Consider the following 24,828-nt stretch of genomic DNA (forward strand, 5'->3'; position numbering starts at 1 on the left):
TTTTATGATCTCGCAGTTACAGGCACAAACGGAGAGAAATTATGTTTGAACCAATGGAATTAACCAACGACGCGGTGATTAAAGTCATCGGCGTCGGTGGCGGCGGTGGTAATGCCGTCGAACACATGGTGCGTGAGCGCATCGAAGGCGTCGAATTCTTTGCGGTCAACACGGATGCGCAAGCATTACGTAAAACGGCCGTGGGTCAGACGATTCAGATCGGTAGCGGCATCACTAAAGGTCTTGGCGCTGGCGCTAACCCGGAAGTCGGCCGTAATTCGGCTGAAGAAGATCGTGAAGCATTGCGTTCAGCACTGGAAGGTGCGGACATGGTGTTTATCGCTGCAGGTATGGGCGGTGGCACAGGTACAGGTGCTGCACCGGTTGTGGCCGAAGTAGCAAAAGACCTGGGCATTCTGACCGTCGCTGTGGTGACCAAGCCTTTCAACTTTGAAGGCAAAAAGCGTATGGCGTTTGCGGAGCAGGGTATCGCCGAGCTGTCTAAGCACGTCGACTCGCTGATCACTATTCCAAACGACAAACTGCTGAAAGTGCTGGGACGCGGTATCTCCCTGCTGGATGCATTTGGTGCGGCAAACGATGTACTGAAAGGCGCGGTGCAGGGTATTGCCGAGCTGATCACTCGCCCTGGTCTGATGAACGTCGACTTTGCAGACGTGCGTACCGTAATGTCCGAAATGGGTTATGCCATGATGGGTTCCGGCGTTGCGCGTGGTGAAGACCGTGCGGAAGAAGCGGCTGAAATGGCGATCTCCAGCCCACTGTTGGAAGATATCGATCTGTCCGGCGCACGCGGCGTATTGGTCAACATCACTGCGGGCTTTGACCTGCGTCTGGATGAGTTCGAGACGGTAGGTAACACTATTCGTGCATTCGCGTCCGACAATGCGACCGTGGTGATTGGTACGTCGCTTGACCCTGAAATGAATGATGAACTGCGTGTGACGGTTGTTGCAACGGGTATTGGCATGGACAAGCGTCCTGAGATTACTCTGGTAACGAACAAGCAGGCCAGCCAACCTGTGATGGATCATCGTTACCAGCAACACGGTATGACGCCGCTGGCGCAGGAAAAACCGGCTGCCAAAGTGGTTAACGACCAGAATCCGCAGACGAATAAAGAGCCAGACTATCTGGATATCCCGGCGTTTCTGCGTAAGCAAGCAGACTAATTTGCTGCCAGATAACGTTGGAATCTCCGCTCTTTGTGCTAAACTGTGCCACCGAGCCTGGTGTATACTAGGTCGGTAGGTTCAGTAACATGCGAGATAAAATGATGATCAAACAACGTACACTAAAACGTATTGTTCAGGCGACTGGTGTCGGGTTACATACCGGCAAGAAGGTCACGTTGACCATGCGTCCTGCACCGGCAAATACCGGGGTCATCTATCGCCGCACAGACTTGAATCCCCCGGTTGATTTTCCGGCTGATGCAAAATCCGTGCGTGATACCATGCTCTGTACTTGCCTGGTTAATGAGCATGACGTGCGTATTTCTACGGTGGAGCATCTTAACGCTGCGCTTGCAGGGTTAGGCATTGACAACATTGTCATTGATGTTGATGCACCAGAAATTCCAATTATGGATGGCAGCGCCAGCCCATTCGTTTACCTGCTGTTAGATGCGGGTATCGAAGAGCTGAACTGTGCCAAGAAATTTGTACGTATCAAACAGCCAGTGCGCGTTGAAGATGGTGACAAGTGGGCCGAAATGAAACCGTTTAACGGCTTCAGTCTGGATTTCACTATCGACTTCAACCACCCGGCGATTGATGCGGGCAACCAGCGCTATCGTTTGGATTTCTCTGCTGACGCGTTTGTTCGCCAGATCAGCCGTGCGCGTACTTTCGGCTTCATGCGCGATATCGAATACTTGCAGTCTCGTGGGTTGTGCCTGGGCGGCAGTATGGATTGTGCCATCGTCGTTGACGATTACCGCGTACTGAACGAAGACGGTCTGCGTTTTGAAGATGAGTTTGTCCGTCATAAAATGTTGGACGCCATCGGTGACCTGTTTATGTGTGGTTACAACATCATCGGTGCGTTTTCTGCGTTTAAATCCGGTCATGCTCTGAACAACAAACTGTTGCAGGCTGTGCTGGCAAATCAGGAAGCGTGGGAATACGTGACCTTTGAAGACGAAGCTGAAATGCCGCTGGCGTTTAAAGCACCGTCTATCGTGCTGGCGTAACGCTTGATATAGTCGTCACTTCTTATTACGACTGGTTTTACTGGTACTCTCTCCGGCCAGTGATGCCAGTCGTTCTAATATCTTTCTGAGTTTTTCCGGGCTATTGCCTGCTAACGTCCTCAATGTCTCCGCACTTTGTTCGCTCAACTGACGCAACGGTTTGTTGTCGGTATTTTCCGTCTCGTAAATGTCACTATTTTTCACGATTTCATGCCCTTTTGCGGCAAGCGTTGGATTAATCCTGATGTCGATTGAAGCCAATGATGGTAGTATTTGTGCGCGTAATGCAGAGAGCAACGCAGGTTGTTCGTAACGTAACCGCATCAGCCAACTGGCGTTGGCGGTTTCCAGTATCAGTAAGCCTTGCCGATAATTAGCGACGCGGCACCATGGGTGCAACGGTGCAGGCAGTAATCCGCGCACGGCACGGTTAAGTTTTAATAAGGCGATAGCGCGCTGTTGCACATCTTGAAGCGGGCCTTTACCCGACATGGATGCGCTATCAAACAGAAATTCCAGTGATTGTGGGCGGCTATCACGCATAGACCTGGCTCCGGTGGATGTTACTCGTGATTGGTATTCTAAATCGTTGGCGACAATTTGGCAGACGTTATTTCTGGCCGCATCTCTTATTAGGGATGGTCGCGGCGAGTCTTGGCCTGCCGACAAGCCTGAACGATTCACAGGACATCACTTCACTCCCTAATTCAAGCTCCAGCGTTAGTCGCCAGAATAACGTATCGCTGAGCCTTACCGATCTGGTAGCGCTGAAGGAAGCGCATCGACGCTCGTCTTACAGTGTTGATTACTGGCATCAGCATGCGATTCGTACGGTAATTCGTCATCTTTCTTTTGCATTGACGACGCCACAGACGGTCAATACCCAGCAGGTCGACGAACTACAACCCCATTCTCTGGTTTTGCTGGATACGCTAAATGCGTTGCTGACGCAGGATTCCCAGTATCCCCTTGTGATCTCCCCCCATGCTGGACGAGTCACTTTTTATCCTCAGGCATATCATCAAATCGGCATCTGGCTTGCACAAATCCGCGGCATCCGTGCAGGGCCCTATCTTTTCAGCTGAAAGTGTAATTGATAATTAGCTGAAGAAATTTCTCTCGTTTTGCTGAATTTCTCAGGTTTTCGATGTTGTGTTGCCACTGGATACGTGGCACTTGTGAGATTAAAACTATTATGGTCATGAATATCTTAACCAAAATTTTTGGTAGCCGTAACGATCGTACGCTGCGTCGTATGCGTAAAAATGTTGATGTTATTAGTCGTTTAGAACCAGAAATGGAAAAACTTTCAGATGAGGAACTGCAAGCGAAAACGCTAGAGTTCCGTGCTCGTCTGGAAAAAGGCGAAACGCTGGAGAACCTGCTGCCAGAAGCCTTCGCCGTGGTGCGTGAATCCAGTAAGCGTGTATTTGGTATGCGCCATTTTGACGTGCAGCTTCTTGGCGGTATGGTACTGAATGAGCGTTGTATTGCGGAGATGCGTACTGGTGAAGGTAAAACGCTGACAGCAACATTACCTGCGTATCTGAACGCACTGACTGGCCGTGGCGTACACGTAGTTACCGTGAACGATTATCTGGCACAGCGTGATGCTGAAAATAACCGTCCTTTGTTTGAATTCCTTGGCCTGAGCGTCGGTATCAACTTGCCGGGGATGCCTGCTCCGGCGAAGCGTGAAGCCTATGCAGCAGATATCACTTACGGTACCAATAACGAATACGGTTTTGACTACCTGCGCGACAACATGGCGTTCAGCCCGGAAGAGCGCGTGCAGCGTAAATTGTACTACGCGCTGGTGGATGAGGTTGACTCCATTCTGATCGACGAAGCACGTACACCGCTGATCATTTCCGGCCCGGCGGAGGACAGCTCCGAGCTTTATATCAGCGTCAATAAAATCATCCCTCACCTAATTCGTCAGGAAAAAGAAGATTCGGATACCTTCCACGGTGAAGGCCACTTCTCTGTTGATGAGAAAGCACGTCAGGTGAACCTCACCGAGCGTGGTCTGGTTTTGGTAGAAGAACTGCTGGTGAAAGAAGGCATTATGGAGGAGGGCGAATCACTGTACTCTCCAACCAATATTATGCTTATGCACCATGTGACCGCCGCGCTGCGTGCGCACGTGCTGTTTACCCGCGATGTTGACTACATTGTGAAAGACGGCGAAGTTATCATCGTTGACGAACACACCGGCCGTACCATGCAGGGACGTCGTTGGTCTGATGGTCTGCATCAGGCCGTGGAAGCGAAAGAAAAAGTAGCCATTCAGAATGAAAATCAGACGCTGGCTTCCATTACCTTCCAGAACTACTTCCGCCTGTATGAAAAATTGGCAGGTATGACCGGTACGGCAGATACCGAAGCATTCGAGTTCAGCTCCATCTATAAGCTGGATACGATTGTGGTGCCGACTAACCGTCCGATGATTCGTAAAGACTTGCCTGATCTGGTCTATATGACCGAGCAGGAAAAAATCGATGCCATCATTGAAGATATCAAAGATCGTTCTGTAAAAGGTCAGCCTATTTTGGTTGGTACGATCTCCATTGAGAAATCCGAAGTGGTTTCTCTGGCGCTGGAGAAAGCTGGCATCAAACACAACGTGTTGAACGCGAAGTTCCACGCTATGGAAGCAGACATCGTTGCTCAGGCGGGCCAGTCTGGTGCTGTCACCATCGCGACCAATATGGCCGGTCGTGGTACGGATATCGTATTGGGTGGTAGCTGGCAGGCAGAAGTGGCACATCTGGAAAACCCAGATGACGAGCAAATTGCAGAAATTAAAGCGGCCTGGAAAGTGCGTCATGATGCCGTGTTGGCTGCGGGCGGTTTGCACATTATCGGTACTGAACGCCATGAATCTCGTCGTATCGATAACCAGCTGCGTGGCCGTTCTGGTCGTCAAGGGGATGCAGGTTCATCACGCTTCTATCTGTCAATGGAAGATGCGTTGATGCGTATTTTTGCGTCCGATCGTGTTTCTAACATGATGCGCAAACTGGGTATGAAACCGGGTGAAGCGATTGAGCACCCATGGGTCACCAAGGCGATTGCTAACGCACAGCGTAAAGTGGAAAGCCGTAACTTTGATATTCGTAAACAGTTGCTGGAATACGATGATGTGGCGAATGACCAACGTCGTGCGATCTACACTCAGCGTAACGAACTGCTGGACGTGTCCGATATCAGTGAAACCATCACCAGCATTCGTGAGGATGTGTTTAAAGCGACTATTGACAGTTATATCCCACCAGAATCTCTGGAAGAAATGTGGGATACGGAAGGCCTGGAACAGCGCCTGAAGAACGACTTCGATCTGGATATGCCAATCAAAGCGTGGCTGGATAAAGAGCCTGAGCTGCATGAAGAAACGCTGCGCGAGCGTATTTTCCAACAGGCGCTTGAAGTTTATCATCGCAAAGAAGAAGTTGTTGGTAATGAAGTCATGCGCAACTTCGAAAAAGGCGTGATGCTACAGACGCTGGATTCCCTGTGGAAAGAGCATCTGGCTGCAATGGATTACCTGCGTCAGGGCATCCACCTGCGTGGCTATGCACAGAAAGATCCGAAGCAAGAATATAAGCGTGAGTCGTTCTCTATGTTTGCCGCGATGTTGGAATCACTGAAATATGAAGTGATCAGCACGTTGAGCAAAGTTCAGGTGAGAATGCCGGAAGAAATCGAAGCGCTGGAGCTGCAACGCCGTGAAGAAGCAGAGCGTTTGGCTCAGCAGCAGCAGTTTAGTCATCAGGAAGAAGACAGCCTGAATACGGGTTCACCGGCGCAGGCAGATCGTAAAATTGGACGTAACGATCCTTGCCCATGTGGTTCAGGTAAAAAATATAAGCAGTGCCACGGTCGTTTACAGAAATAATTGGCTGCTAAACCCAGTGATTAAAATGTGATAAGTACAAAGGCGGTCATTGACCGCCTTTTACTTGATAAGAATCTGATAGGAATTGTCATGACGCAAAAACAGTTATCCGTCGCGGTGGGCATCATCCGTAATACGGAACAGCAATATTTCATTGCTCGTCGCCCTGATGGTGTTCATATGGCAGGGATGTGGGAGTTTCCCGGCGGTAAAGTTGAAGTGGGAGAAACTCCCGAGCAGGCACTGATTCGTGAACTGCATGAAGAAACGGGCATCAAAGCCATCGCCCCCAAGCCGCTAAACGATAAAACGTTTTCTACGCCGGAAAGAATCATCACGCTTCATTTCTTTTTGGTTGAAGTGTGGCAAGGAGAACCCTATGGCCGAGAAGGGCAGGAATCTCGTTGGGTGAGCGTGGAGGCGTTGCGTGAGGAAGAGTTTCCGCCAGCGAATGCGGAGATGATCCGCTGGTTGAAATCGCTTTAATCGAATCTTGCCTGTCTGTACTCGTTATTCGCGAAACGCGGCTATTAGCGCGTTTCGCTCCAGTCTTCACTGTCTGAAACCATATCATCACTCGGAATGCGCTTTTCTTCATCAGCCCATTCGCCCAAATCGATGAGCTGACAACGTTTGCTGCAAAATGGGCGATAGATGCTGTTTTCATCCCAGATGACCGCCTGCTTGCAGGTTGGGCACTTCACCGTCGTAATCTCTGTTGTCATAAAATTCTTTTCACTCTATTTGGTGCTTAACACGTTTTCGTTTATCAGCGCTGAGCCTAGCAGCAGGCCAGTTCAAACGTTAAACGAGGCGGAATATGGCCGTTTTCACTATCTAATGGCAGGAAACGGATGGCATAGCGAGTCTTGTGACCGGATATTTGTGGATAGAGCTGATGTACCTGTTCAAGGCGCAAACGTAGCAGGTCCGCATCCGAGGCATTGTCCTGAAAGAAACCGTTCAGACTGGTCTGTGGTCGGAATGTGCCGGAGTGGCGGATCAGCTCCAGAATCATATCCAGCGCTTGTTTGAGTGGTAGCAGCGAGCTAAGCCAGCCGGAAACCAATTTCTCGCGCAGTTCCTGAGGCTGATGCAGCCAGCTATGTAGCGTTGGTAAGTCGAAACTACAACATCCGCCGGGAATACCGAGCCGCTGGCGTACCATCCCAATCAGGCGATCTTCTCGTAAGAACTGCCCCATCCGTGGCGCTGCCATCAGCGTACTAGATAGATCTTTCAACTGACGTCGCAGCGAGTGGATGCGCTCCATATCGACGCCTGGCACATCACTCCATTGCAGCAGTTTTTGCTGTTGGCGCTCCAGTTCTTTCAGCAACTCGGTACGCACATCGCCACGTTCCAGCACATCAAGCAACTCGGCGATGGCGCGAAAAAATGTCAGGGCGCTCCCCATGTCGGTCAGGGAATGATTTTGATGCAACTGCTGCAGTAATGATTCGATACGCAACCAGGTACGTGTTTTTTCGTTCAGCGGATATTCAAATAAAATCGTTGAGGAAGCGTCACTCATTCTTAGCCATCCTGTCGGCTGCGGAGGCGGCTAGCTCCAGGTAAAGGCGGTGTAATTCCGCAACCTGTGGAGCCAGTTCGTTTGTGCAGCGACTGTTATCAATAATATCATCGGCATAAGCCAGGCGCTGTTCTCGGGTTGCCTGTGCTGCCAGTATGTTTTCTGCTTGCTGCAGACTGATACCATCGCGGGCCAGTGTGCGTTCAAGCTGTGTTTCTCTATCTACATCAACGACCAGAATACGCTGTGCTCGCTGCTGTAAACCGTTCTCCACCAGTAAAGGGACGACCCACAGAATATATGGCGTGGATATGGCTCGAAATTGGGCCTGTGTTTCCTGATGGATCAACGGATGGAGTAAATTATTCAGCCACAGTTTCTCCTCTGGCGAGGAAAAAATGCGGTCACGTAGTGCGGCACGGTTCAATGAACCATCGGTATTGAGCACGACATCGCCAAACCGGAGCTTAATGGCATCCAGTGCGGGTTTCCCAGGCTCGACTACCTGTCGTGCGAGGATATCCGCATCAACAATAGTGGTTCCTAGTTTGGCAAATTCATCGGCTACGGTGCTTTTCCCGCTGCCGATACCGCCCGTTAAGGCTACGATGTATGTCATTGCACCTGTGTTGAAAAATTAACATTTCTACTATTTTCAAGGGAAAGGAACACATTATTATCCCCTGAAGCCAATCAGGCATAAGCCGCAGTTTGCTCCACGCTATCACCTTGTTAGGCGATAGGTAAATTTTTCTGATTTTATCCCAAATAAAGTGAAAATCGCAGTCTTGCCGTAGGATTATTCCTGCGTATGATAACGTCACTGGTAAAGGGCATTATTTTTTCAGAAATGATTATGCCCGTCATACTTCAAGCTGCATGTGTGTTGGCTTCCCTTACTCACCCCAGTCACTTACTTGAGTAAGCTCCTGGGGATTCGTGCGGTCGCCGCCTGCCTGCAACTCGAATTATTTAGGGCATTGCCCAGTAACGATACTGAGCATTCCGCCGTCACTAACCAGGAACTCGAACCTCATGCGTATTGAAGAAGATTTAAAGTTAGGCTTTAAAGACGTTCTCATCCGGCCAAAGCGTTCGACGCTGAAAAGCCGCTCTGACGTTGAGCTGGAACGTCAATTCACCTTCCTACACGCCGGTGGCAACTGGTCTGGTGTACCGATTATCGCCGCTAATATGGATACTGTGGGTACGTTTAGTATGGCGGAAGTCCTGGCCTCTTTTGATGTTCTGACGGCTGTCCATAAACACTATTCTGTCGAGCAATGGTCACAGTTTGTGCAACGCGCACCTGAATCGGTATTACGCCATGTTATGGTTTCGACTGGGACATCTGACGCTGATTTCATCAAGTTAAAGCAAATTCTGGCGCTGTCGTCTGAATTGAAATTTATCTGTATCGATGTCGCAAATGGGTATTCGGAACACTTTGTCACGTTCCTGCAAAAAGCGCGTGAGGCTTGCCCGGACAAAGTCATCTGTGCTGGAAACGTGGTGACGGGTGAAATGGTGGAAGAGCTCATTCTCTCTGGGGCGGATATCGTGAAAGTCGGTATTGGCCCCGGTTCTGTCTGCACGACGCGTGTTAAAACGGGCGTAGGGTATCCTCAACTTTCTGCTGTTATTGAGTGTGCTGATGCGGCACACGGTCTCGGTGGACAAATTGTGAGCGACGGTGGGTGTGCTATGCCGGGCGATGTCGCGAAAGCATTCGGTGGTGGAGCTGATTTTGTCATGCTGGGCGGTATGCTGGCAGGACATGATGAATGTGAAGGAACCATCGTTGAAGAAAACGGTGAGAAAATGATGTTGTTCTACGGTATGAGTTCCGCATCTGCGATGGAGCGTCACGTCGGTGGCGTGGCGGAGTACCGTGCCGCAGAAGGAAAAACCGTGAAATTGCCACTGCGCGGTCCGGTAAATAACACCGTACGTGATATTCTTGGCGGCCTACGTTCGGCCTGTACCTATGTCGGTGCATCCCGCTTGAAGGAGCTGACGAAACGTACAACGTTTATCCGTGTGGCCGAACAAGAAAATCGTATTTTCAACGGATAGTTGTGCCTTCAGATTCCATCTTTCCGCTGTTACCAGTGGTGGGGCGATCTGATTTGTAGATATTGCCGTGCGGTATTGGTCGGTTCAGGCACCGGCCAATACATTCCCCAGTTGGAAGATTGGCAAATACATGCCAATCACCAGCGCTCCAACCATTCCCCCGACGACCATCATCAGCAATGGCTCCAGCGTTTGTGCCAGCATATCCGCCTGCTGCTGTACCTGCCCCTCATGCCATTCTGCCAACTGTGTAAAGATCGCATCCAATGCACCGGTTTCTTCCCCAACGTGAATCAACTGCGGGCAAGGTGCGGGAAACAGCGCGGCGTGATGTTGCACGGCATGGTATAGCGATGTGCCCTGATGCAACTGCTCCTGTATCTGTTGAATCGCATCCTGATAAAGCGGATGGCGGATCGTCGCAGCGGCATCCAGCCCTTCAGGAAGCGTCAAGCCAGCATGCTGCGTCATTGCCAGAATATTAAATATCTGACTCAGCGATTTACCGCGTAGCAGGCGGGATACCACGGGAAGCTTCAGCAGCCATTCTTGTTCTCTGATTTTCCATAATGGCCTTTTCTGCCTCAATCGGGCGTACCCCAGTATTAGGCAACTTAGTACCAGCAACCCAATGAATCCGTAACCAGCGATGATATCTGCCAGATGGAGCAGTTGCTGGGTAAACCAAGGTAATGGTGCGTTAAATGAGGAGTAGAGTGTCGCGAATTCGGGTAAAACCAGAATCAACATTAGCATGCTGACCAGCATGGCGATTGCCAAAATAAAGCAGGGATAGCGTAGCGCCTTGATGACTTTCTGCTGCAGTCTGGATTGCTTTTCTTGCTGTTGCGCTAGCTGTAGGCAGCATCTGTCTAGTTTCCCTGTTAATTCGCCGACGGTAATGAGGGAGCGGTACAGTACGGGAAAGATATGAGGATAGTCGTGTAACGCTTCAGACAGCGAACTTCCCTGAGCAACATGGGTACGAACGTCCCGTAATACACAGCGCCAGCCGGGGCGTTCATGCTGTTCCGACACCAGTTTTAATGCATCCAATAGCGGCAATCCCGCTTGTAGCAGGGCAGCAAGCTGTTTGATTAATTCTCCTAGCTGTTCGCGCTTCCAGTAGCGGAGTGACAGGTAATGACCAGCTTTTACGAGAAGCGGTTGGTAACCTTGTGCAATCAGGCTGGCATAGACGTGCTTGCGGTGTGTGCTGATAAGTTCTCCTTCGGAGAGGCCTCCCTCGGATGTCATTGCCTGCCAGCGATATAAGCGTTCTAGCTTCATTGTGCCTCCTTATTTATTGAGTGCTCATCGCCTACAACACGATAGATTTCACCAAGTGAAGTTAGGCCATCGTTGACCAGCTCGAGCCCAGCAATCAGCAATGTAGGGAAACCTGAGTTGCATGACAGGGCAGATAATTCCCCTACGCTGGCGTTGCCCGCTAATGCTGTCTGAAAATCCGACGTGATGGGGAGTAATTCATAGAGTGCGACGCGCCCATAATAGCCAGAGAAACAGTGGCTACAGCCGCAGGCTTGCCAGTGGTGTAGTGGCCCTTGCCATACGTCGTTTGGCAGTGAGAGTAGAGGTGCCCCTGGGGTTTTACAGTGCGGACATAATCGTCGAACGAGTCGCTGTGCGACGATGAGCTTTAGCGCCGCAGCTAACAGATAACCGGGAATACCTAGATGACTGAGGCGAGTCAGGGTTTCTACGGCAGAATTGGTATGCAGCGTGGACATCACCAGATGGCCGGTTTGTGCGGCTTTGACTGCAATTTCTGCGGTTTCGGTATCGCGGATTTCACCGATCATAATGATGTCTGGGTCCTGTCGTAGCAGCGCACGTAAAATTCTGCCAAATCCCAGTTCGGCTTTAGGATTGATCGCCGTCTGGTTGATTCCCTCTAAAGGAATTTCGACGGGATCTTCCACACTACAGATATTGCGGCAGCTATCGTTTAACCAGCGTATCGCGCTATAAAGCGTTACGGTTTTTCCACTGCCCGTGGGGCCGGTGACTAATAGCATGCCCTGTGCGGCGCTCAGCACGCTAATAACCTGTTGTAATGCCTTTGCGCTAAGACCGAGTTTATCCAGTACCAGTTCTTGCTGGTGCGTTTGTAAAATACGCAGTACGACTTTTTCTCCCTGTTGCACGGGAAGGGTAGCGATGCGCAATGAGTAAGCTTGTTGATCCAGCATCAGGCTGAACTGGCCGTCTTGTGGCAATCGCCGTTCAGCGATGTTCAACTTGCCCATGATTTTCAGCCGCGCGGTAATTCGGTTTGCCAGTTCGGGGGGCGGCGCGGATATTGCCTGCAACACACCGTCAATGCGTAGCCGCACGCGATAGCTGTCTGGTAGCGGCTCAAAGTGGATATCAGAAGCGCGACGCTGAACGGCGAGGCGCAGCGTTTGATGGATAAATTGTGCGACTGGGGAAGCATCATCCTGATCCTGTTGCCCGGCGCTGGAACGTTCGACGCGGGTATGGTAAGTCTCTGTGGGCTCGGCAACGGCATTCACTGGGTTAAGCTGTTGCTCCATTCTGGCCTGTGGCCATTGTTCCACCATAATTCGGCGATTGCTGGCGAAACGCAGCGCAGCAATCATCTCCGCAGACGGGGACGTCGTGACGGCGACCGACAGCGTTTGTTCATCGAGGTTAAGCAGTAATGCCTGATAACGTCGGCACAGTGTCTGTAACTCGCTGAGCGTATGTTCGGAGGAGAAGGATGAATCAGTCATGATTAACCCGCCGTATTATCGAAACGAAAAACGTCCTGACACGCAGATTGCAGGCTCTCTGTACTGCCGTCAGTGGCACAGTTTTTCGTCCAGCGTGAAGCGCCAGTTTCGGTATCCCAGGTTGGCGTCAGAATAACGCGTAGCCCTTGCAGAGTGGATTGCCCTGTCAGCGTAATTATCCCTTGAGTGACGCTAACGGCACTGACATAGCGTGAAGATTTACTGCCTGGAATTCCCTGATTACCTGCGTTGCAGGCGGTAAAAGCGGCATTTTCCAGACCACAGAGATCGACCGGCGTTTTATAAGACACCATCGTTTGTAGCATGTCCGTCAGCGCCGCTTTTTGCAGATAACCTTGATAAGCGGGGACGCCGATAGCGCTGAGAATGGCGACGATCGCAATGACGATCATCAGCTCAATCAGTGTGAATCCTTGTTGTTTTGTCATGTTGATTTCCCTGTTGTGGCGCATAAATATGGTGGCGCATAAATGCATACGGACGGCCGGCAGCATAGAAAAGGGAATGAAAGCTGGCGAGTGGGGAAAGTCAAAAGAGGAAGGCGCTACGACATGTTTTTAGATATTTGCAGAACGTTGAAGGTTTTTTGGGAGCAGGTACGCATTGTTCACATTATCAGGACAGAAAGTCCGTACGGAACAGGAAGATCGTATTGTTGCGATGTTATGGGGAGGATGGGATGAAGAAATACAAACGAGGTGCGAAATGGCACCTCGTCGGGAGAAATAGAGAAGCAATTAGATAAAGCGCATGGATAAATCCAGTGCCTGTACGTGCTTGGTTAACGCCCCCACCGAAATATAGTCCACGCCTGTTTCCGCATAGCCACGCAGCGTGTCCAGAGTGACATTGCCAGATATCTCCAGCAGCGCACGTCCCTGCGTTAAGCCAACGGCTTCCCGGATGTTATCCAGACTGAAATTATCCAGCATGATGATATCTGCGCCAGCATCCAATGCCTGTTGTAATTCATCCAGCGATTCGACTTCAACTTCAACCGGAACATCACTGCGTAAAACCTGCGCTTTTTCTACCGCATTTTTGATTGAGCCAGCGGCGATAATATGGTTTTCCTTGATCAGGAAAGCATCGGATAAACCGAGCCGATGGTTGTCTCCGCCGCCGCAGGATACTGCGTATTTCAGTGCGGTTCTTAGCCCTGGCAGCGTCTTGCGCGTATCCAGCAACCGGGTTCGCGTTCCCTGCAATACGGCAACATAGCGGCTGGTTTCGGTTGCGACGGCAGAGAGTGTTTGCAGGAAATTCAGCGCAGTACGCTCACCCGTTAGGAGCTGTTTGGCTGGCCCTGTAATGTCACACAACGTTTGGTTGGGAGTGATGGCTTCGCCATCGGCGACGTGCCAGACTATCGTTGTCGTGTTGCCTAATTGAGAAAAGACTTCTTCAAGCCAGCGCGTACCGCAGAAGATACCCGCTTCACGCGTGATAATACGCGCGCTGACGATCTCGTTGTCGGGTAACAGAAGCGCGGTAATATCTTGATTGGCATCGACGATGCCACCTAAATCTTCACGCAAGGCCAGTTGCACGCTGGCGGGGATATCTTGTGCAATACGAGCAAGCAAGGCTTGTTGGCGTTGTTCCTGACTGTAGCGACGCGTTGACATGACAAAACTCCGAAGGGGGATTCGGAGGTCTATGCTACCTTGTTTATATCAGGACATCCAGAATGACTAATTGTTGTAATTCAGTGTATTACTGTTATTAACCTTCCGGCGAACATCCGTGAACGCCGGAAAGGGGACGTGATTTTAGAAGTTGTAACCGACGACCAGATAGTAGCCCCAGCCGGTAGATTTCACTTCAAACGGGCCTTTGCCGAAATTGAGTTCTGTGCCATCAGCCCATTGGCCGCCATTGTGGAAATAACGTGCGACGAAAGAGTAGTGCCAGTGGTCGTAGCCCAACGCCAAAATATGGCTGGAAGCAATGGAGTTATTAGTACGGCTTGAATTCGATTTATCACGCAGTTCTGAACCGAAATCGAAATTGGTGAAGCTGATATACGAGACGTTGCCGCCCATCAGAGAGCCCAGCGGGTAAGAGTATTTTACTTTTACGCGGTAGCCGTCCCACTCGTTTTCGTTCGCAGCGCCGTAGTTCTGCCATTGGTATTTGGCATAGCCATTCAGTGAGAGGGCCAGATCGGTTCCGGTATCAATATCGGTGCCTAAGCCCATATACCAGGTGCTCTGGCGTGAACCACTATTGCGGCCCTGATCGTAGATAACGTTATTGGCGATGTACCACTCTTTAAACGGACCAAAGCTGAGGTCTGATCCCGTCAGTTTATCAATAGAAAAGCGCGGTTCGATCTCGACAAATAGCGAAGAGCCTTTGTTCCAAATGCCGCGGCTGCCAGGATCGCCACCGAAAAATTTAGGCGCATCGGCGTAGCCGTAGAAATCGAACCAGTCTTTACGTGCGAACGCCTCATATTCCAGATAGGTCGTGCTGCTCAGTTGCGGTCCAAAGCGAGTGTGGGCGCTGCCGACGACGTTAACGCTCTGGTGCCACCAGTCAGACAAGTATTCGGCTTTATTGCTGTCGGCAAGTGCAGGCATTGAGCATGACAGTGCGAGCAAAGCACCCGCAGCGAAAGTTTTTTTCATGTTGAGTACCATATAGTTAGACGTTATTTACGTCGTGCGTAAGACCGCAAAATAAGTTTTGGTAATATCTAAAAAAATCAGAAGATAATTTTGTCATACATTTTAAGTAAAAATAGACGCAATGCACGAAAACGATTGCCTTTTATTGCAATATTACATTTGTAATGTGATTTTTATCACGTAATGGTGTTGGGGATTTTACGTTGCTAAAAAGGATGTAGAGATTGAATACTGATGGGGAAAACAGCGAAAACATCGTAAAACGAATGGTAAAACCTATTGATACCCAGTTGGATAGATAGGGTTGTGTGAAACATGGTATCTTGAATACAAGGATTTTTGGTTCTATACCCCAAATAATTCGAGTTGCAGGAAGGCGGCAAAAGAGGGAATCCCGATGAGCTTACTCAGGTCAGTGATTCGGGTGAGTGACAAATCTGCCAGAGGCAGATTTGAACGCTGCTTGCAGCGGCCCCAACGGGGCGAAGCCCACATAAGTGGGCCGAGTAGCGCAGCCAACGCACATGCAGCTTGAAGTATTACGGGTATAATTGATTTTTCGCCTGATTCAGCCGGCTAACGATACGATGCGAGGTTATCGCCGATGCTTTTGGAAAATGGCTGGTTATCCGACATTACACACACGCCTTCACCACATTATGATGGCCGCCCAAATAACGAGGTGCCTTCCTTACTGGTGATTCATAATATCAGTTTGCCTCCCGGTGAGTTTGGCGGTCCGTATATTGATCAGCTGTTTACGGCTACTTTGGATCCTACTGCGCACCCCTATTTCGCCGATATTTCTCATTTACGCGTAGCGGCACACTGCCTGATTCGCCGCGATGGGCAAACCATACAGTATGTCTCTTTCGATCAGCGCGCCTGGCATGCTGGTGTTTCGGTGTTTGAAGGCCGCGAGCGGTGTAATGATTTCTCTATTGGTATCGAACTGGAAGGAACGGATACGCTGCCTTTTACCACAGAGCAATATCACTCGCTGGCTGCGATTACACGCCTACTAATGCGGGCTTATCCCATCACGCCGTCGCGAATTACCGGACATAGCGATATCGCTCCGGGTCGTAAAACCGATCCCGGTCCGGCATTTGACTGGGACGGCTATCATCGTCTGCTACAAGAAGACTGGACAGAGAATAAAGGGAGCCTAGACCAATGACGCTGTTTACACTGTTGCTTACGCTGGCCTGGGAACGGTTGTTCAAACAGGGGGAGCACTGGCAGATCGACCACCGGCTGGAGGTGGTATTCCGGCATGTGCCGTCTCCGTCTTTATTTCAGACGCTGTTCCTGACGCTATGCAGTATGGGCGTGGTGGCTGGATTGCTATGGCTAACGAGCGGCATTCTGTTTGGTCTGGTTTCCCTTTTACTGTGGATTGTCATCAGCCTGATGTGCATTGGCGCAGGTGAAATCCGCCAGCACTATCGGCGCTATTTACAAGCGGCGCAGCGCGGTGAAGCGGATGCCAGTCGGGAAATGGCGGCGGAACTGGCATTGATCCATGGTCTGCCCGTTGGCTCGAATGAAAGTGAGCAATTGAAAGAATTGCAAAACGCGTTGCTATGGATAAATTTCCGATTTTATTTAGCACCGCTCTTTTGGTTCGTCGCGGCTGGGCCCTACGGGCCAATTGCGCTGATGGGATACGCATTTTTACGTGCCAGACAGACCTGGCTGGCGCGGCACAACACGCCGCTGGAACGTGCGCAGTCCGGCGTTGATAGCTTGCTGCATTGGCTTGACTGGATTCCCACTCGTTTAGCCGGTGCGGCTTACGCGCTGTTGGGGCATGGTGAAAAAGCGCTGCCAGCATGGTTCGCGTCGTTGGGGGATTCCCGCAGTTCACAATACTGGGTGTTAACTCAACTGGCTCAATTTTCTCTGGCGCGTGAATCCCACATTGAACCCGTAGAAACGCCGAAAGCCGCCGTGACGCTGGCGAAAAAGGTGACGCTGGTGCTGGTGGTAGTGGTCGCACTCTTAACGATATACGGTGCGCTGGTCTGATGTTTGCTATGTATTGGCAGAAAAATAATGGCCGACAAGGTCGGCCATAGAATCGAAAAGGATATAGCATGAACGCTGAGGCTTACTTCACCTGATTTTTCTTTTTGATAAAGTAGCCGACGCCCAGAATAATCAGCCAGACTGGGATCAGCATGACGGAAATCTGAATGCCCGGCGTCAGGAACATAATGACCAAAATTCCGGCGAGGAACAGTAGGCAGATATAGTTACCCAGCGGATAAAGCAGCGCTTTAAACTTGGTCACCGTACCTTCTTTATCCTTCTGCGCACGGAATTTCAGGTGAGCCAGACTGATCATCGCCCAGTTAATCACGAGAGCTGACACGACCAGCGCCATTAATAGCTCGAACGCTTTGCCGGGGATAAGGTAGTTGATCAGTACACACAGCGCCGTTGCCAGCGCGGAGATGCCGATAGCGACAACCGGTACGCCACGGCTATCGACGGTTTCCAGTACTTTCGGTCCATTCCCCTGTTTTGCCAGACCGAACAGCATGCGGCTGTTGCAATAAACACAGCTGTTGTAAACCGATAGCGCCGCGGTTAGTACCACGATGTTCAGCACCGTAGCTACAACGTTGCTGTTCAGTTCGTGGAAGATCATAACGAACGGGCTACCACCTTCTACAACTTTGCCCCACGGATACAGTGACAGCAAAATTGCGAGTGAGCCGATATAGAAAATCAGAATGCGGTAGATAACCTGATTGGTCGCGCGTGGAATGCTCTTCTCTGGGTTATCCGCTTCTGCTGCGGTAATCCCGACGAGTTCCAGGCCACCAAATGAGAACATGATAACGGCCATCGCCATGAGCAGGCCGAGACCGCCATTCGGGAAGAACCCACCTTGTGCCCACAGGTTAGTTACGGTTGCTTCCGGTCCGCCTGTACCGCTGATCAGCAGCCAGCCGCCAAAGACGATCATACCAATAATCGCGGCGACTTTGATGATGGCAAACCAGAACTCCATCTCACCGTAGACTTTGACGTTCGCCAGATTGATGGCGTTAATCAGTAGGAAAAACACAGCTGCGGACACCCACGTCGGAATGTCTGGCCACCAGTACTGGACGTAAATCCCCACGGCGCTGAGTTCTGCCATGGCGACCAGAACATACAGCACCCAGTAGTTCCATCCAGATGCGAATCCAGCAAAGTCGCCCCAGTATTTATAAGCAAAGTGGCTGAACGATCCGGCCACTGGCTCTTCCACTACCATCTCGCCCAATTGGCGCATAATGAGGAACGCGATCAAACCGCCAATCGCATAGCCCAACAGGACCGATGGCCCCGCCATTTTGATTGTCTGTGCAATACCAAGAAAGAGGCCAGTACCTACCGCGCCACCCAAGGCAATCAACTGAATATGACGGTTTTTCAAACCACGCTTTAGCGTGCCGTCCGTTTGTTGATTATCCATCAAATTTAACCCTCTGCCAGTGCAAGTAAAAAACACGGTGTGAACGAACACGCGTATTAATGACTGTACGTTTGTGTAATTTTATTTTTACGCGGTAGTGTTTCTTTAAATAATGAAACATCTACCGTTTGCCAGAGAATAGTGGTAAGTGCGCAAGATTGCACTGATTTCTTATAGCCTGATAATTAAAAACTATCGCCACATCAAAATTTTTATCAATCTTTGATTGACCCCTTGATGATGAAAAACCCGTGGGGAATTTGAGAGGTGCTACCCCTTTAGGCTTACTCCTTTTTATTATCTCTTTATCCCCGCTGTAAAAATGGTACTTACCCCGATAGGGCGCTACGGGTCATTACGCTATCTTTATGAGAATAAAAAACCTTTTTTATTGAATAATAATTCACTATTTGTGTATTTAAACGGTTCAGCACTGCCTGCTTTACGTTTCAAAAAAGTTAAAATATAGACAGGGGGGATTAATGGTAATACCACAGGTGGGCTATCACTTTGCCGCATGTTTCTCGTGCATTTGTTAAAATCTGGTGGGATTGGTGATTTAGCTCAAGGTCCTTATGGACAGAAGGTGAATACTTTGTTACTTTAGCGTCACGTTTTTGAAATTGGTATTACCAATTGACTCCGCGCCATTCGCAGAGAAGAATTCACTATGGCATACAGCAAGATCCGTCAGCCCAAACTGTCAGATGTGATTGAGCAGCAGCTGGAGTTTCTGATCCTTGAGGGAACCTTGCGCCCCGGCGAGAAGCTCCCACCGGAGCGCGAACTGGCAAAACAGTTTGATGTTTCCCGCCCTTCTCTGAGAGAAGCCATTCAACGCCTGGAAGCCAAAGGTTTACTTTTGCGCCGTCAGGGTGGTGGTACCTTCGTTCAAGCCAATCTATGGCAAAGCGTCAGCGATCCGCTGGCAGAATTACTGAGCACACATCCCGAATCACAGTTCGATCTTCTGGAAACGCGTCATGCGCTGGAAGGCATTGCTGCCTACTATGCTGCGTTGCGTGGCACAGAGTCGGATTTGCAGCGTATCCGGGATTGTCATGCCGTGATTGAGAAGGCGAGGGAAGCGGGCGATCTGGACGCCGAGTCAGAAGCCGTTATGCAGTATCAGGTTGCTGTAACAGAAGCCACGCATAATGTGGTTTTGTTGCATTTGGTGCGCTGTATGGGGCCGATGCTCGAACAGAACGTGAGACAGAATTTTGAATTGCTTTATTTGAGCCGTGAAGTGCTGGCTCAGGTTAGCATTCATCGCGCCAGCATTTTTGAGGCGATTGTTGCCCGTGAGCCAGAAAAGGCGCGCGAAGCATCACACCGCCATCTGGCGTTTATTGAGGAAGTATTGCTGGATCTTAACCGGGAACATAGTCGGCGCGAGAGATCGCTGCGTCGGCTCCAGCAACGCAAGGATTGAGCATCCGTACTTTGGGGCTCTGAATGCGATAATGACGACGATGAGCCTGTCTTCATGCGTTTTGCTTATGGTGAAACCCAGGTCAGAATGCAGGAAGACAGGCTCCAATAAACTAACTGATTAGATAAGATAAGGAATAACCATGTCAGATCGTTTAAATAATGACGTGGATCCGATCGAAACCCGCGACTGGCTGCAGGCGATCGAATCGGTCATCCGTGAAGAGGGTGTTGAGCGCGCTCAGTTCCTGATAGATCAGGTTCTGGGTGAAGCACGTAAAGGCGGTGTCAGCGTTGCTGCTGGTACGGCTGCACGTCAATATATCAACACCATCGCAGTGGAAGACGAACCGGAGTACCCTGGTAATCTGGATCTGGAACGTCGTATTCGCTCAGCAATCCGCTGGAACGCGATCATGACAGTGCTGCGCGCTTCGAAAAAAGATCTGGATCTGGGGGGCCACATGGCTTCTTTCCAGTCTTCCGCCACTTTCTATGAAGTGTGCTTTAACCACTTCTTCCGTGCCCGCACTGAGCAGGACGGCGGCGATCTGGTCTACTTCCAGGGCCACATTTCTCCGGGCGTTTACGCTCGTGCCTTCCTTGAAGGCCGCCTGACCGAAGACCAGATGAACAACTTCCGTCAGGAAGTTCACGGTAACGGTCTGTCTTCTTATCCGCACCCGAAACTGATGCCGAACTTCTGGCAGTTCCCGACCGTATCTATGGGTCTGGGACCGATTGGTGCTATCTACCAGGCTAAATTCCTGAAGTATCTGGAAAACCGCGGTCTGAAAGATACCTCTAAGCAAACCGTTTATGCTTTCTTGGGCGACGGTGAAATGGACGAGCCAGAATCCAAGGGTGCGATCACCATCGCGACCCGTGAAAAACTGGACAACCTGGTGTTCGTTATCAACTGTAACCTGCAACGTTTGGATGGTCCGGTTACTGGTAATGGTAAGATCATCAACGAACTGGAAGGCATCTTCAGCGGCGCTGGCTGGGATGTGATCAAAGTGATGTGGGGTGACCGTTGGGACGAACTGCTGCGTAAAGACACCAGCGGTAAACTGATCCAACTGATGGAAGAAACCGTTGACGGTGACTACCAGACCTTCAAATCCAAAAATGGTGCCTATGTGCGTGAGCACTTCTTCGGTAAATACCCGGAGACAGCCGCACTGGTTAAAGACTGGAGCGACGATCAGATTTGGTCACTGAACCGTGGTGGTCACGATCCGAAGAAAGTCTACGCTGCACTGAAAAAAGCGCAGGACACCAAAGGCAAACCAACCGTTATTCTGGCGCATACCATTAAAGGTTATGGTATGGGCGACGCGGCGGAAGGTAAGAACATCGCTCACCAGGTTAAGAAAGTTAACATGGATGGCGTGCGCTATTTCCGCGACCGCTTCAATGTGCCAGTTAGTGATGAAAACATCGAACAACTGCCGTACATCACCTTCGATAAAGATTCCGAAGAGTACAAGTACCTGCACGAACGTCGTCAGGCACTGGGTGGTTACCTGCCGTCTCGTCAGCCGAACTTTGATGAGAAGCTGGAACTGCCAACGCTGGAAGATTTCAGCAGCCTGCTGGAAGAGCAGAACAAAGAAATCTCTACCACTATCGCGTTTGTACGTGCCCTGAACGTGATGCTGAAGAACCAATCTATCAAAGATCGTCTGGTTCCGATTATCGCTGACGAAGCGCGTACCTTCGGTATGGAAGGTCTGTTCCGCCAGATCGGTATTTATAGCCCGAAAGGCCAGCAGTACACCCCGCAGGACCGTGAGCAGGTTGCTTACTACAAAGAAGACCAGAAAGGTCAGATCCTGCAGGAAGGTATCAACGAACTGGGTGCAGGTTCTTCCTGGCTGGCGGCGGCAACGTCTTACAGCACCAACAACCTGCCGATGATCCCGTTCTACATCTACTACTCCATGTTCGGTTTCCAACGTATCGGCGACCTGTGCTGGGCAGCGGGTGACCAACAGGCTCGTGGCTTCCTGATCGGTGGTACTTCAGGTCGTACAACGCTGAACGGTGAAGGTCTGCAGCACGAAGATGGCCACAGCCACATTCAGTCTCTGACCATCCCGAACTGTATCTCTTACGATCCGGCATTTGCCTATGAAGTTGCGGTAATCATGCATGATGGTCTGCACCGTATGTACGGCGAAGCGCAAGAGAACATTTACTACTACATCACCACGCTGAATGAAAACTACCACATGCCTGCGATGCCGCAGGGTGCGGAAGAAGGTATCCGTAAGGGTATCTACAAGCTGGAAACGGTTGACGGTAGCAAAGGTAAAGTTCAACTGCTGGGCTCTGGTTCTATCCTGCGTCACGTACGTGAAGCGGCTCAGATTCTGGCGAAAGACTACGGCATTGGTTCTGACGTATTCAGCGTAACGTCCTTCACTGAACTGGCACGCGAAGGCCAGGATTGTGAGCGTTGGAACATGCTGCATCCGACTGAAACGCCGCGCGTACCATTCGTGGCTCAGGTACTGAGCGATGCGCCAGCGGTTGCATCTACTGACTACATGAAGCTGTTTGCTGAGCAAATCCGTAACTTCATCCCAGCTAGCGATTACCGCGTACTGGGTACTGACGGTTTCGGTCGTTCTGACAGCCGTGAGAACCTGCGTCACCACTTCGAAGTGGATGCGTCTTACGTCGTGGTTGCGGCTCTGGGTGAACTGGCTAAACGCGGTGAAATCGATAAGAAAGTGGTTGCAGATGCCATCACTAAATTCAACATCGATGCAGATAAAGTTAACCCGCGTCTGGCATAAGAGGTAAAGATTACATGGCTATCGAAATCAACGTACCGGACATCGGTGCAGATGAAGTTGAAGTCACCGAAGTGCTGGTGAAGGTTGGCGACAAAGTTGAAGCTGATCAGTCGCTGATCACGGTTGAAGGTGATAAGGCTTCTATGGAAGTCCCTTCTCCGCAGGCTGGTGTCGTGAAAGAGATCAAAGTCTCTGTCGGTGACAAAGTTGAAACTGGCAAACTGATCATGATTTTCGATTCCGCCGACGGTGCAGCAGACGCTGCTCCTGCTAAGGCAGAAGAGAAGAAAGAAGCCGCTCCGGCTGCTGCACCTGCGGCATCTGCGACGAAAGAAGTCAACGTACCAGATATCGGCGGTGACGAAGTTGAAGTGACCGAAGTACTGGTTAAAGTCGGCGACACCGTTGCTGCTGAACAATCTCTGATCACTGTAGAAGGCGACAAAGCTTCTATGGAAGTCCCAGCACCTTTCGCTGGTACGGTTAAAGAGATCAAAATCAGCACTGGCGATAAAGTCTCTACCGGCTCTCTGATTATGGTCTTCGAAGTCGTGGGCAGTGCGCCAGCGGCCTCAGCAGCGAAAGCTGAAGCGGCACCTGCTGCTGCACCAGCGGCCTCTGCGGCAAAAGAAGTTAACGTACCAGATATCGGCGGTGACGAAGTTGAAGTGACTGAAGTGATGGTTAAAGTCGGCGATAAAATCGCGGCCGAGCAGTCACTGATCACCGTAGAAGGCGACAAGGCTTCTATGGAAGTCCCTGCGCCGTTCGCGGGTACGGTTAAAGAAATCAAAATCAGCACCGGCGACAAAGTTAAAACCGGCTCACTGATCATGGTCTTCGAAGTGGAAGGCGCTGCGCCTGCTGCGGCTCCGGCAGCCAAGCAAGAAGCGGCTGCTGCACCAGCTCCAGCGGCGAAACCAGCTGCCGCACCGGCTGCGAAAGCGGAAGGCAAGAGCGAGTTCGCAGAGAATGATGCTTACGTTCACGCGACGCCGGTTATCCGTCGTCTGGCACGTGAATTCGGCGTGAATCTGGCGAAAGTGAAGGGTTCTGGTCGTAAAGGCCGTATCCTGCGCGAAGACGTTCAGGCTTACGTGAAAGATGCGGTGAAACGCGCAGAGTCTGCGCCTGCAGCTGCCGCTGGCGGCGGTCTGCCAGGCATGCTGCCATGGCCGAAAGTCGATTTCAGCAAGTTTGGTGAAGTGGAAGAAGTGGAACTGGGCCGTATCCAGAAAATCTCTGGTGCTAACCTGAGCCGTAACTGGGTGATGATCCCGCACGTTACGCACTTCGATAAAACGGATATCACCGATCTGGAAGCGTTCCGCAAACAGCAGAACGTGGAAGCTGAGAAGCGCAAACTGGACGTGAAGATCACCCCAGTTGTCTTCATCATGAAAGCCGTTGCTGCTGCTCTTGAGCAAATGCCACGTTTCAACAGTTCACTGTCTGAAGATGCTCAACGTCTGACGCTGAAGAAATACATCAACATCGGTGTAGCGGTTGATACCCCGAATGGTCTGGTGGTTCCAGTATTTAAAGACGTGAACAAGAAAGGTATCGTCGAACTGTCTCGTGAATTGATGGCTATCTCCAAGAAAGCCCGTGACGGTAAGCTGACCGCAGGCGAAATGCAGGGTGGATGTTTCACTATCTCCAGCCTGGGCGGTATCGGGACTACGCATTTTGCGCCGATCGTCAACGCGCCTGAAGTCGCTATTCTTGGTGTGTCTAAGTCCGCGATAGAACCGGTCTGGAATGGTAAAGAGTTCACTCCGCGTCTGATGATGCCGATGTCTCTGTCCTTCGACCACCGTGTCATCGATGGTGCTGATGGTGCTCGCTTCATTACCATCATTAACAACACGTTGTCTGACATCCGTCGTCTGGTGATGTAATCGAAAAGCCGGCCTGACGGCCGGCTTTTTTCTGATAAGCTGTTATTTGTTACAGCTGTCAGTGATCAAGGACAAATC

At 50.7% G+C, this 24,828-nt stretch carries 21 protein-coding genes; 11 read left to right on the forward strand and 10 right to left on the reverse strand.

Going from position 1 to position 24,828, the window contains the following annotated elements; all coding sequences use genetic code 11:
* Positions 1–41 precede the first annotated feature (41 nt).
* Together ftsZ and lpxC are read left to right on the forward strand one after the other, a co-directional pair.
* Complete coding sequence (ftsZ, locus tag CLR69_RS16080) at positions 42–1,193, forward strand: cell division protein FtsZ (RefSeq protein ID WP_005975217.1); 1,152 nt, start codon at positions 42–44, stop codon at positions 1,191–1,193.
* A gap of 104 nt (positions 1,194–1,297) precedes the next feature.
* Positions 1,298–2,215, forward strand: a complete 918-nt coding sequence (lpxC, locus tag CLR69_RS16085) for a UDP-3-O-acyl-N-acetylglucosamine deacetylase (protein ID WP_039490971.1) — start codon at positions 1,298–1,300, stop codon at positions 2,213–2,215.
* A 15-nt stretch (positions 2,216–2,230) separates the two neighbouring features.
* On the opposite strand, the gene CLR69_RS16090 is transcribed toward lpxC, so the two are convergent.
* Entirely contained in the window at positions 2,231–2,758 is a 528-nt protein-coding gene (locus CLR69_RS16090; protein WP_129706735.1) for a DUF721 domain-containing protein, read from the reverse strand.
* 26 nt (positions 2,759–2,784) lie between these two features.
* On the opposite strand from CLR69_RS16090, the gene secM reads away from it, so the two are divergent.
* The 3 genes from secM to mutT all read left to right on the forward strand — a co-directional run bounded on the left by secM (position 2,785) and on the right by mutT (position 6,599).
* Positions 2,785–3,300, forward strand: coding sequence for a secA translation cis-regulator SecM (secM, locus tag CLR69_RS16095; RefSeq protein ID WP_197730583.1), 516 nt, complete (start codon positions 2,785–2,787; stop codon positions 3,298–3,300).
* A gap of 110 nt (positions 3,301–3,410) precedes the next feature.
* Positions 3,411–6,113: a preprotein translocase subunit SecA gene (gene secA / locus CLR69_RS16100; protein ID WP_129706731.1), complete on the forward strand. Its 2,703-nt coding sequence runs from the start codon at positions 3,411–3,413 to the stop codon at positions 6,111–6,113.
* Positions 6,114–6,203: 90 nt separating this feature from the next.
* Positions 6,204–6,599, forward strand: a complete 396-nt coding sequence (mutT, locus tag CLR69_RS16105; RefSeq protein ID WP_129712211.1) for an 8-oxo-dGTP diphosphatase MutT — start codon at positions 6,204–6,206, stop codon at positions 6,597–6,599.
* 44 nt (positions 6,600–6,643) lie between these two features.
* Here mutT and yacG read toward each other — a convergent pair whose 3' ends face one another.
* The 3 genes from yacG to coaE are packed head-to-tail and all read right to left on the reverse strand — an operon-like array spanning position 6,644 to position 8,266.
* Positions 6,644–6,838, reverse strand: a complete 195-nt coding sequence (yacG, locus tag CLR69_RS16110) for a DNA gyrase inhibitor YacG (protein ID WP_039305782.1) — start codon at positions 6,836–6,838, stop codon at positions 6,644–6,646.
* Positions 6,839–6,894: 56 nt separating this feature from the next.
* The gene (zapD, locus tag CLR69_RS16115; RefSeq protein ID WP_129706727.1) at positions 6,895–7,647 is read right to left on the reverse strand and encodes a cell division protein ZapD; all 753 of its coding nucleotides are present in this window, start codon (positions 7,645–7,647) and stop codon (positions 6,895–6,897) included.
* Complete coding sequence (coaE, locus tag CLR69_RS16120; protein ID WP_129706725.1) at positions 7,640–8,266, reverse strand: dephospho-CoA kinase; 627 nt, start codon at positions 8,264–8,266, stop codon at positions 7,640–7,642. Before coaE ends, zapD begins: the two co-directional genes overlap by 8 nt.
* Before the next feature lie 416 nt (positions 8,267–8,682).
* On the opposite strand from coaE, the gene CLR69_RS16125 reads away from it, so the two are divergent.
* Entirely contained in the window at positions 8,683–9,723 is a 1,041-nt protein-coding gene (locus CLR69_RS16125; protein ID WP_129706723.1) for a GMP reductase, read from the forward strand.
* 84 nt (positions 9,724–9,807) lie between these two features.
* Here CLR69_RS16125 and hofC read toward each other — a convergent pair whose 3' ends face one another.
* The 5 genes from hofC to CLR69_RS16150 all read right to left on the reverse strand — a co-directional run bounded on the left by hofC (position 9,808) and on the right by CLR69_RS16150 (position 15,136).
* Entirely contained in the window at positions 9,808–11,013 is a 1,206-nt protein-coding gene (gene hofC / locus CLR69_RS16130) for a protein transport protein HofC (RefSeq protein ID WP_129712210.1), read from the reverse strand.
* A complete protein-coding gene (gene gspE, locus CLR69_RS16135; protein WP_129706719.1) occupies positions 11,010–12,482 on the reverse strand; it encodes a type II secretion system protein GspE in 1,473 nt (490 codons plus the stop codon). Before gspE ends, hofC begins: the two co-directional genes overlap by 4 nt.
* Positions 12,483–12,484: 2 nt before the next feature.
* Entirely contained in the window at positions 12,485–12,931 is a 447-nt protein-coding gene (ppdD, locus tag CLR69_RS16140; protein ID WP_129706717.1) for a prepilin peptidase-dependent pilin, read from the reverse strand.
* Between the two features lie 309 nt (positions 12,932–13,240).
* Positions 13,241–14,131 carry a carboxylating nicotinate-nucleotide diphosphorylase gene (gene nadC, locus CLR69_RS16145; RefSeq protein WP_129706715.1) on the reverse strand — a complete coding sequence of 297 codons (891 nt, stop codon included), beginning with the start codon at positions 14,129–14,131 and terminating at the stop codon, positions 13,241–13,243.
* Positions 14,132–14,275: 144 nt separating this feature from the next.
* Complete coding sequence (locus CLR69_RS16150) at positions 14,276–15,136, reverse strand: nucleoside-specific channel-forming protein Tsx (RefSeq protein WP_129712209.1); 861 nt, start codon at positions 15,134–15,136, stop codon at positions 14,276–14,278.
* 604 nt (positions 15,137–15,740) lie between these two features.
* Between CLR69_RS16150 and ampD the strand changes: the two genes are divergently transcribed.
* Both ampD and ampE read left to right on the forward strand, forming a co-directional pair.
* Positions 15,741–16,316: a 1,6-anhydro-N-acetylmuramyl-L-alanine amidase AmpD gene (ampD, locus tag CLR69_RS16155; protein WP_129712208.1), complete on the forward strand. Its 576-nt coding sequence runs from the start codon at positions 15,741–15,743 to the stop codon at positions 16,314–16,316.
* The gene (ampE, locus tag CLR69_RS16160; RefSeq protein ID WP_129706709.1) at positions 16,313–17,167 is read left to right on the forward strand and encodes a beta-lactamase regulator AmpE; all 855 of its coding nucleotides are present in this window, start codon (positions 16,313–16,315) and stop codon (positions 17,165–17,167) included. Before ampD ends, ampE begins: the two co-directional genes overlap by 4 nt.
* 82 nt (positions 17,168–17,249) lie before the next feature.
* On the opposite strand, the gene CLR69_RS16165 is transcribed toward ampE, so the two are convergent.
* Entirely contained in the window at positions 17,250–18,608 is a 1,359-nt protein-coding gene (locus CLR69_RS16165; protein WP_129706707.1) for an amino acid permease, read from the reverse strand.
* A 670-nt stretch (positions 18,609–19,278) separates the two neighbouring features.
* On the opposite strand from CLR69_RS16165, the gene pdhR reads away from it, so the two are divergent.
* From pdhR to aceF, 3 genes are all read left to right on the forward strand, one after another.
* The gene (pdhR, locus tag CLR69_RS16170; protein ID WP_048262301.1) at positions 19,279–20,043 is read left to right on the forward strand and encodes a pyruvate dehydrogenase complex transcriptional repressor PdhR; all 765 of its coding nucleotides are present in this window, start codon (positions 19,279–19,281) and stop codon (positions 20,041–20,043) included.
* A gap of 142 nt (positions 20,044–20,185) precedes the next feature.
* The gene (gene aceE / locus CLR69_RS16175; RefSeq protein WP_129706705.1) at positions 20,186–22,849 is read left to right on the forward strand and encodes a pyruvate dehydrogenase (acetyl-transferring), homodimeric type; all 2,664 of its coding nucleotides are present in this window, start codon (positions 20,186–20,188) and stop codon (positions 22,847–22,849) included.
* 14 nt (positions 22,850–22,863) lie between these two features.
* Positions 22,864–24,750 carry a pyruvate dehydrogenase complex dihydrolipoyllysine-residue acetyltransferase gene (gene aceF / locus CLR69_RS16180; RefSeq protein ID WP_129712207.1) on the forward strand — a complete coding sequence of 629 codons (1,887 nt, stop codon included), beginning with the start codon at positions 22,864–22,866 and terminating at the stop codon, positions 24,748–24,750.
* Positions 24,751–24,828 lie beyond the last annotated feature (78 nt).

The organism is Pectobacterium zantedeschiae (genome assembly GCF_004137795.1).
Taxonomy (GTDB): Bacteria; Pseudomonadota; Gammaproteobacteria; order Enterobacterales; family Enterobacteriaceae; genus Pectobacterium; species Pectobacterium zantedeschiae.

Excerpts from the sequence above, each read along its gene's own strand:
- ftsZ (WP_005975217.1), top strand. The coding sequence starts at position 42 with ATGTTTGAACCAATGGAATTAACCAACGACGCGGTGATTAAAGTCATC.
- lpxC (WP_039490971.1), top strand. The coding sequence starts at position 1,298 with ATGATCAAACAACGTACACTAAAACGTATTGTTCAGGCGACTGGTGTC.
- CLR69_RS16090 (WP_129706735.1), bottom strand. The coding sequence starts at position 2,758 with ATGCGTGATAGCCGCCCACAATCACTGGAATTTCTGTTTGATAGCGCA.
- secA (WP_129706731.1), top strand. The coding sequence starts at position 3,411 with ATGGTCATGAATATCTTAACCAAAATTTTTGGTAGCCGTAACGATCGT.
- mutT (WP_129712211.1), top strand. The coding sequence starts at position 6,204 with ATGACGCAAAAACAGTTATCCGTCGCGGTGGGCATCATCCGTAATACG.
- yacG (WP_039305782.1), bottom strand. The coding sequence starts at position 6,838 with ATGACAACAGAGATTACGACGGTGAAGTGCCCAACCTGCAAGCAGGCG.
- zapD (WP_129706727.1), bottom strand. The coding sequence starts at position 7,647 with ATGAGTGACGCTTCCTCAACGATTTTATTTGAATATCCGCTGAACGAA.
- coaE (WP_129706725.1), bottom strand. The coding sequence starts at position 8,266 with ATGACATACATCGTAGCCTTAACGGGCGGTATCGGCAGCGGGAAAAGC.
- CLR69_RS16125 (WP_129706723.1), top strand. The coding sequence starts at position 8,683 with ATGCGTATTGAAGAAGATTTAAAGTTAGGCTTTAAAGACGTTCTCATC.
- hofC (WP_129712210.1), bottom strand. The coding sequence starts at position 11,013 with ATGAAGCTAGAACGCTTATATCGCTGGCAGGCAATGACATCCGAGGGA.
- gspE (WP_129706719.1), bottom strand. The coding sequence starts at position 12,482 with ATGACTGATTCATCCTTCTCCTCCGAACATACGCTCAGCGAGTTACAG.
- ppdD (WP_129706717.1), bottom strand. The coding sequence starts at position 12,931 with ATGACAAAACAACAAGGATTCACACTGATTGAGCTGATGATCGTCATT.
- nadC (WP_129706715.1), bottom strand. The coding sequence starts at position 14,131 with ATGTCAACGCGTCGCTACAGTCAGGAACAACGCCAACAAGCCTTGCTT.
- CLR69_RS16150 (WP_129712209.1), bottom strand. The coding sequence starts at position 15,136 with ATGAAAAAAACTTTCGCTGCGGGTGCTTTGCTCGCACTGTCATGCTCA.
- ampD (WP_129712208.1), top strand. The coding sequence starts at position 15,741 with ATGCTTTTGGAAAATGGCTGGTTATCCGACATTACACACACGCCTTCA.
- ampE (WP_129706709.1), top strand. The coding sequence starts at position 16,313 with ATGACGCTGTTTACACTGTTGCTTACGCTGGCCTGGGAACGGTTGTTC.
- CLR69_RS16165 (WP_129706707.1), bottom strand. The coding sequence starts at position 18,608 with ATGGATAATCAACAAACGGACGGCACGCTAAAGCGTGGTTTGAAAAAC.
- pdhR (WP_048262301.1), top strand. The coding sequence starts at position 19,279 with ATGGCATACAGCAAGATCCGTCAGCCCAAACTGTCAGATGTGATTGAG.
- aceE (WP_129706705.1), top strand. The coding sequence starts at position 20,186 with ATGTCAGATCGTTTAAATAATGACGTGGATCCGATCGAAACCCGCGAC.
- aceF (WP_129712207.1), top strand. The coding sequence starts at position 22,864 with ATGGCTATCGAAATCAACGTACCGGACATCGGTGCAGATGAAGTTGAA.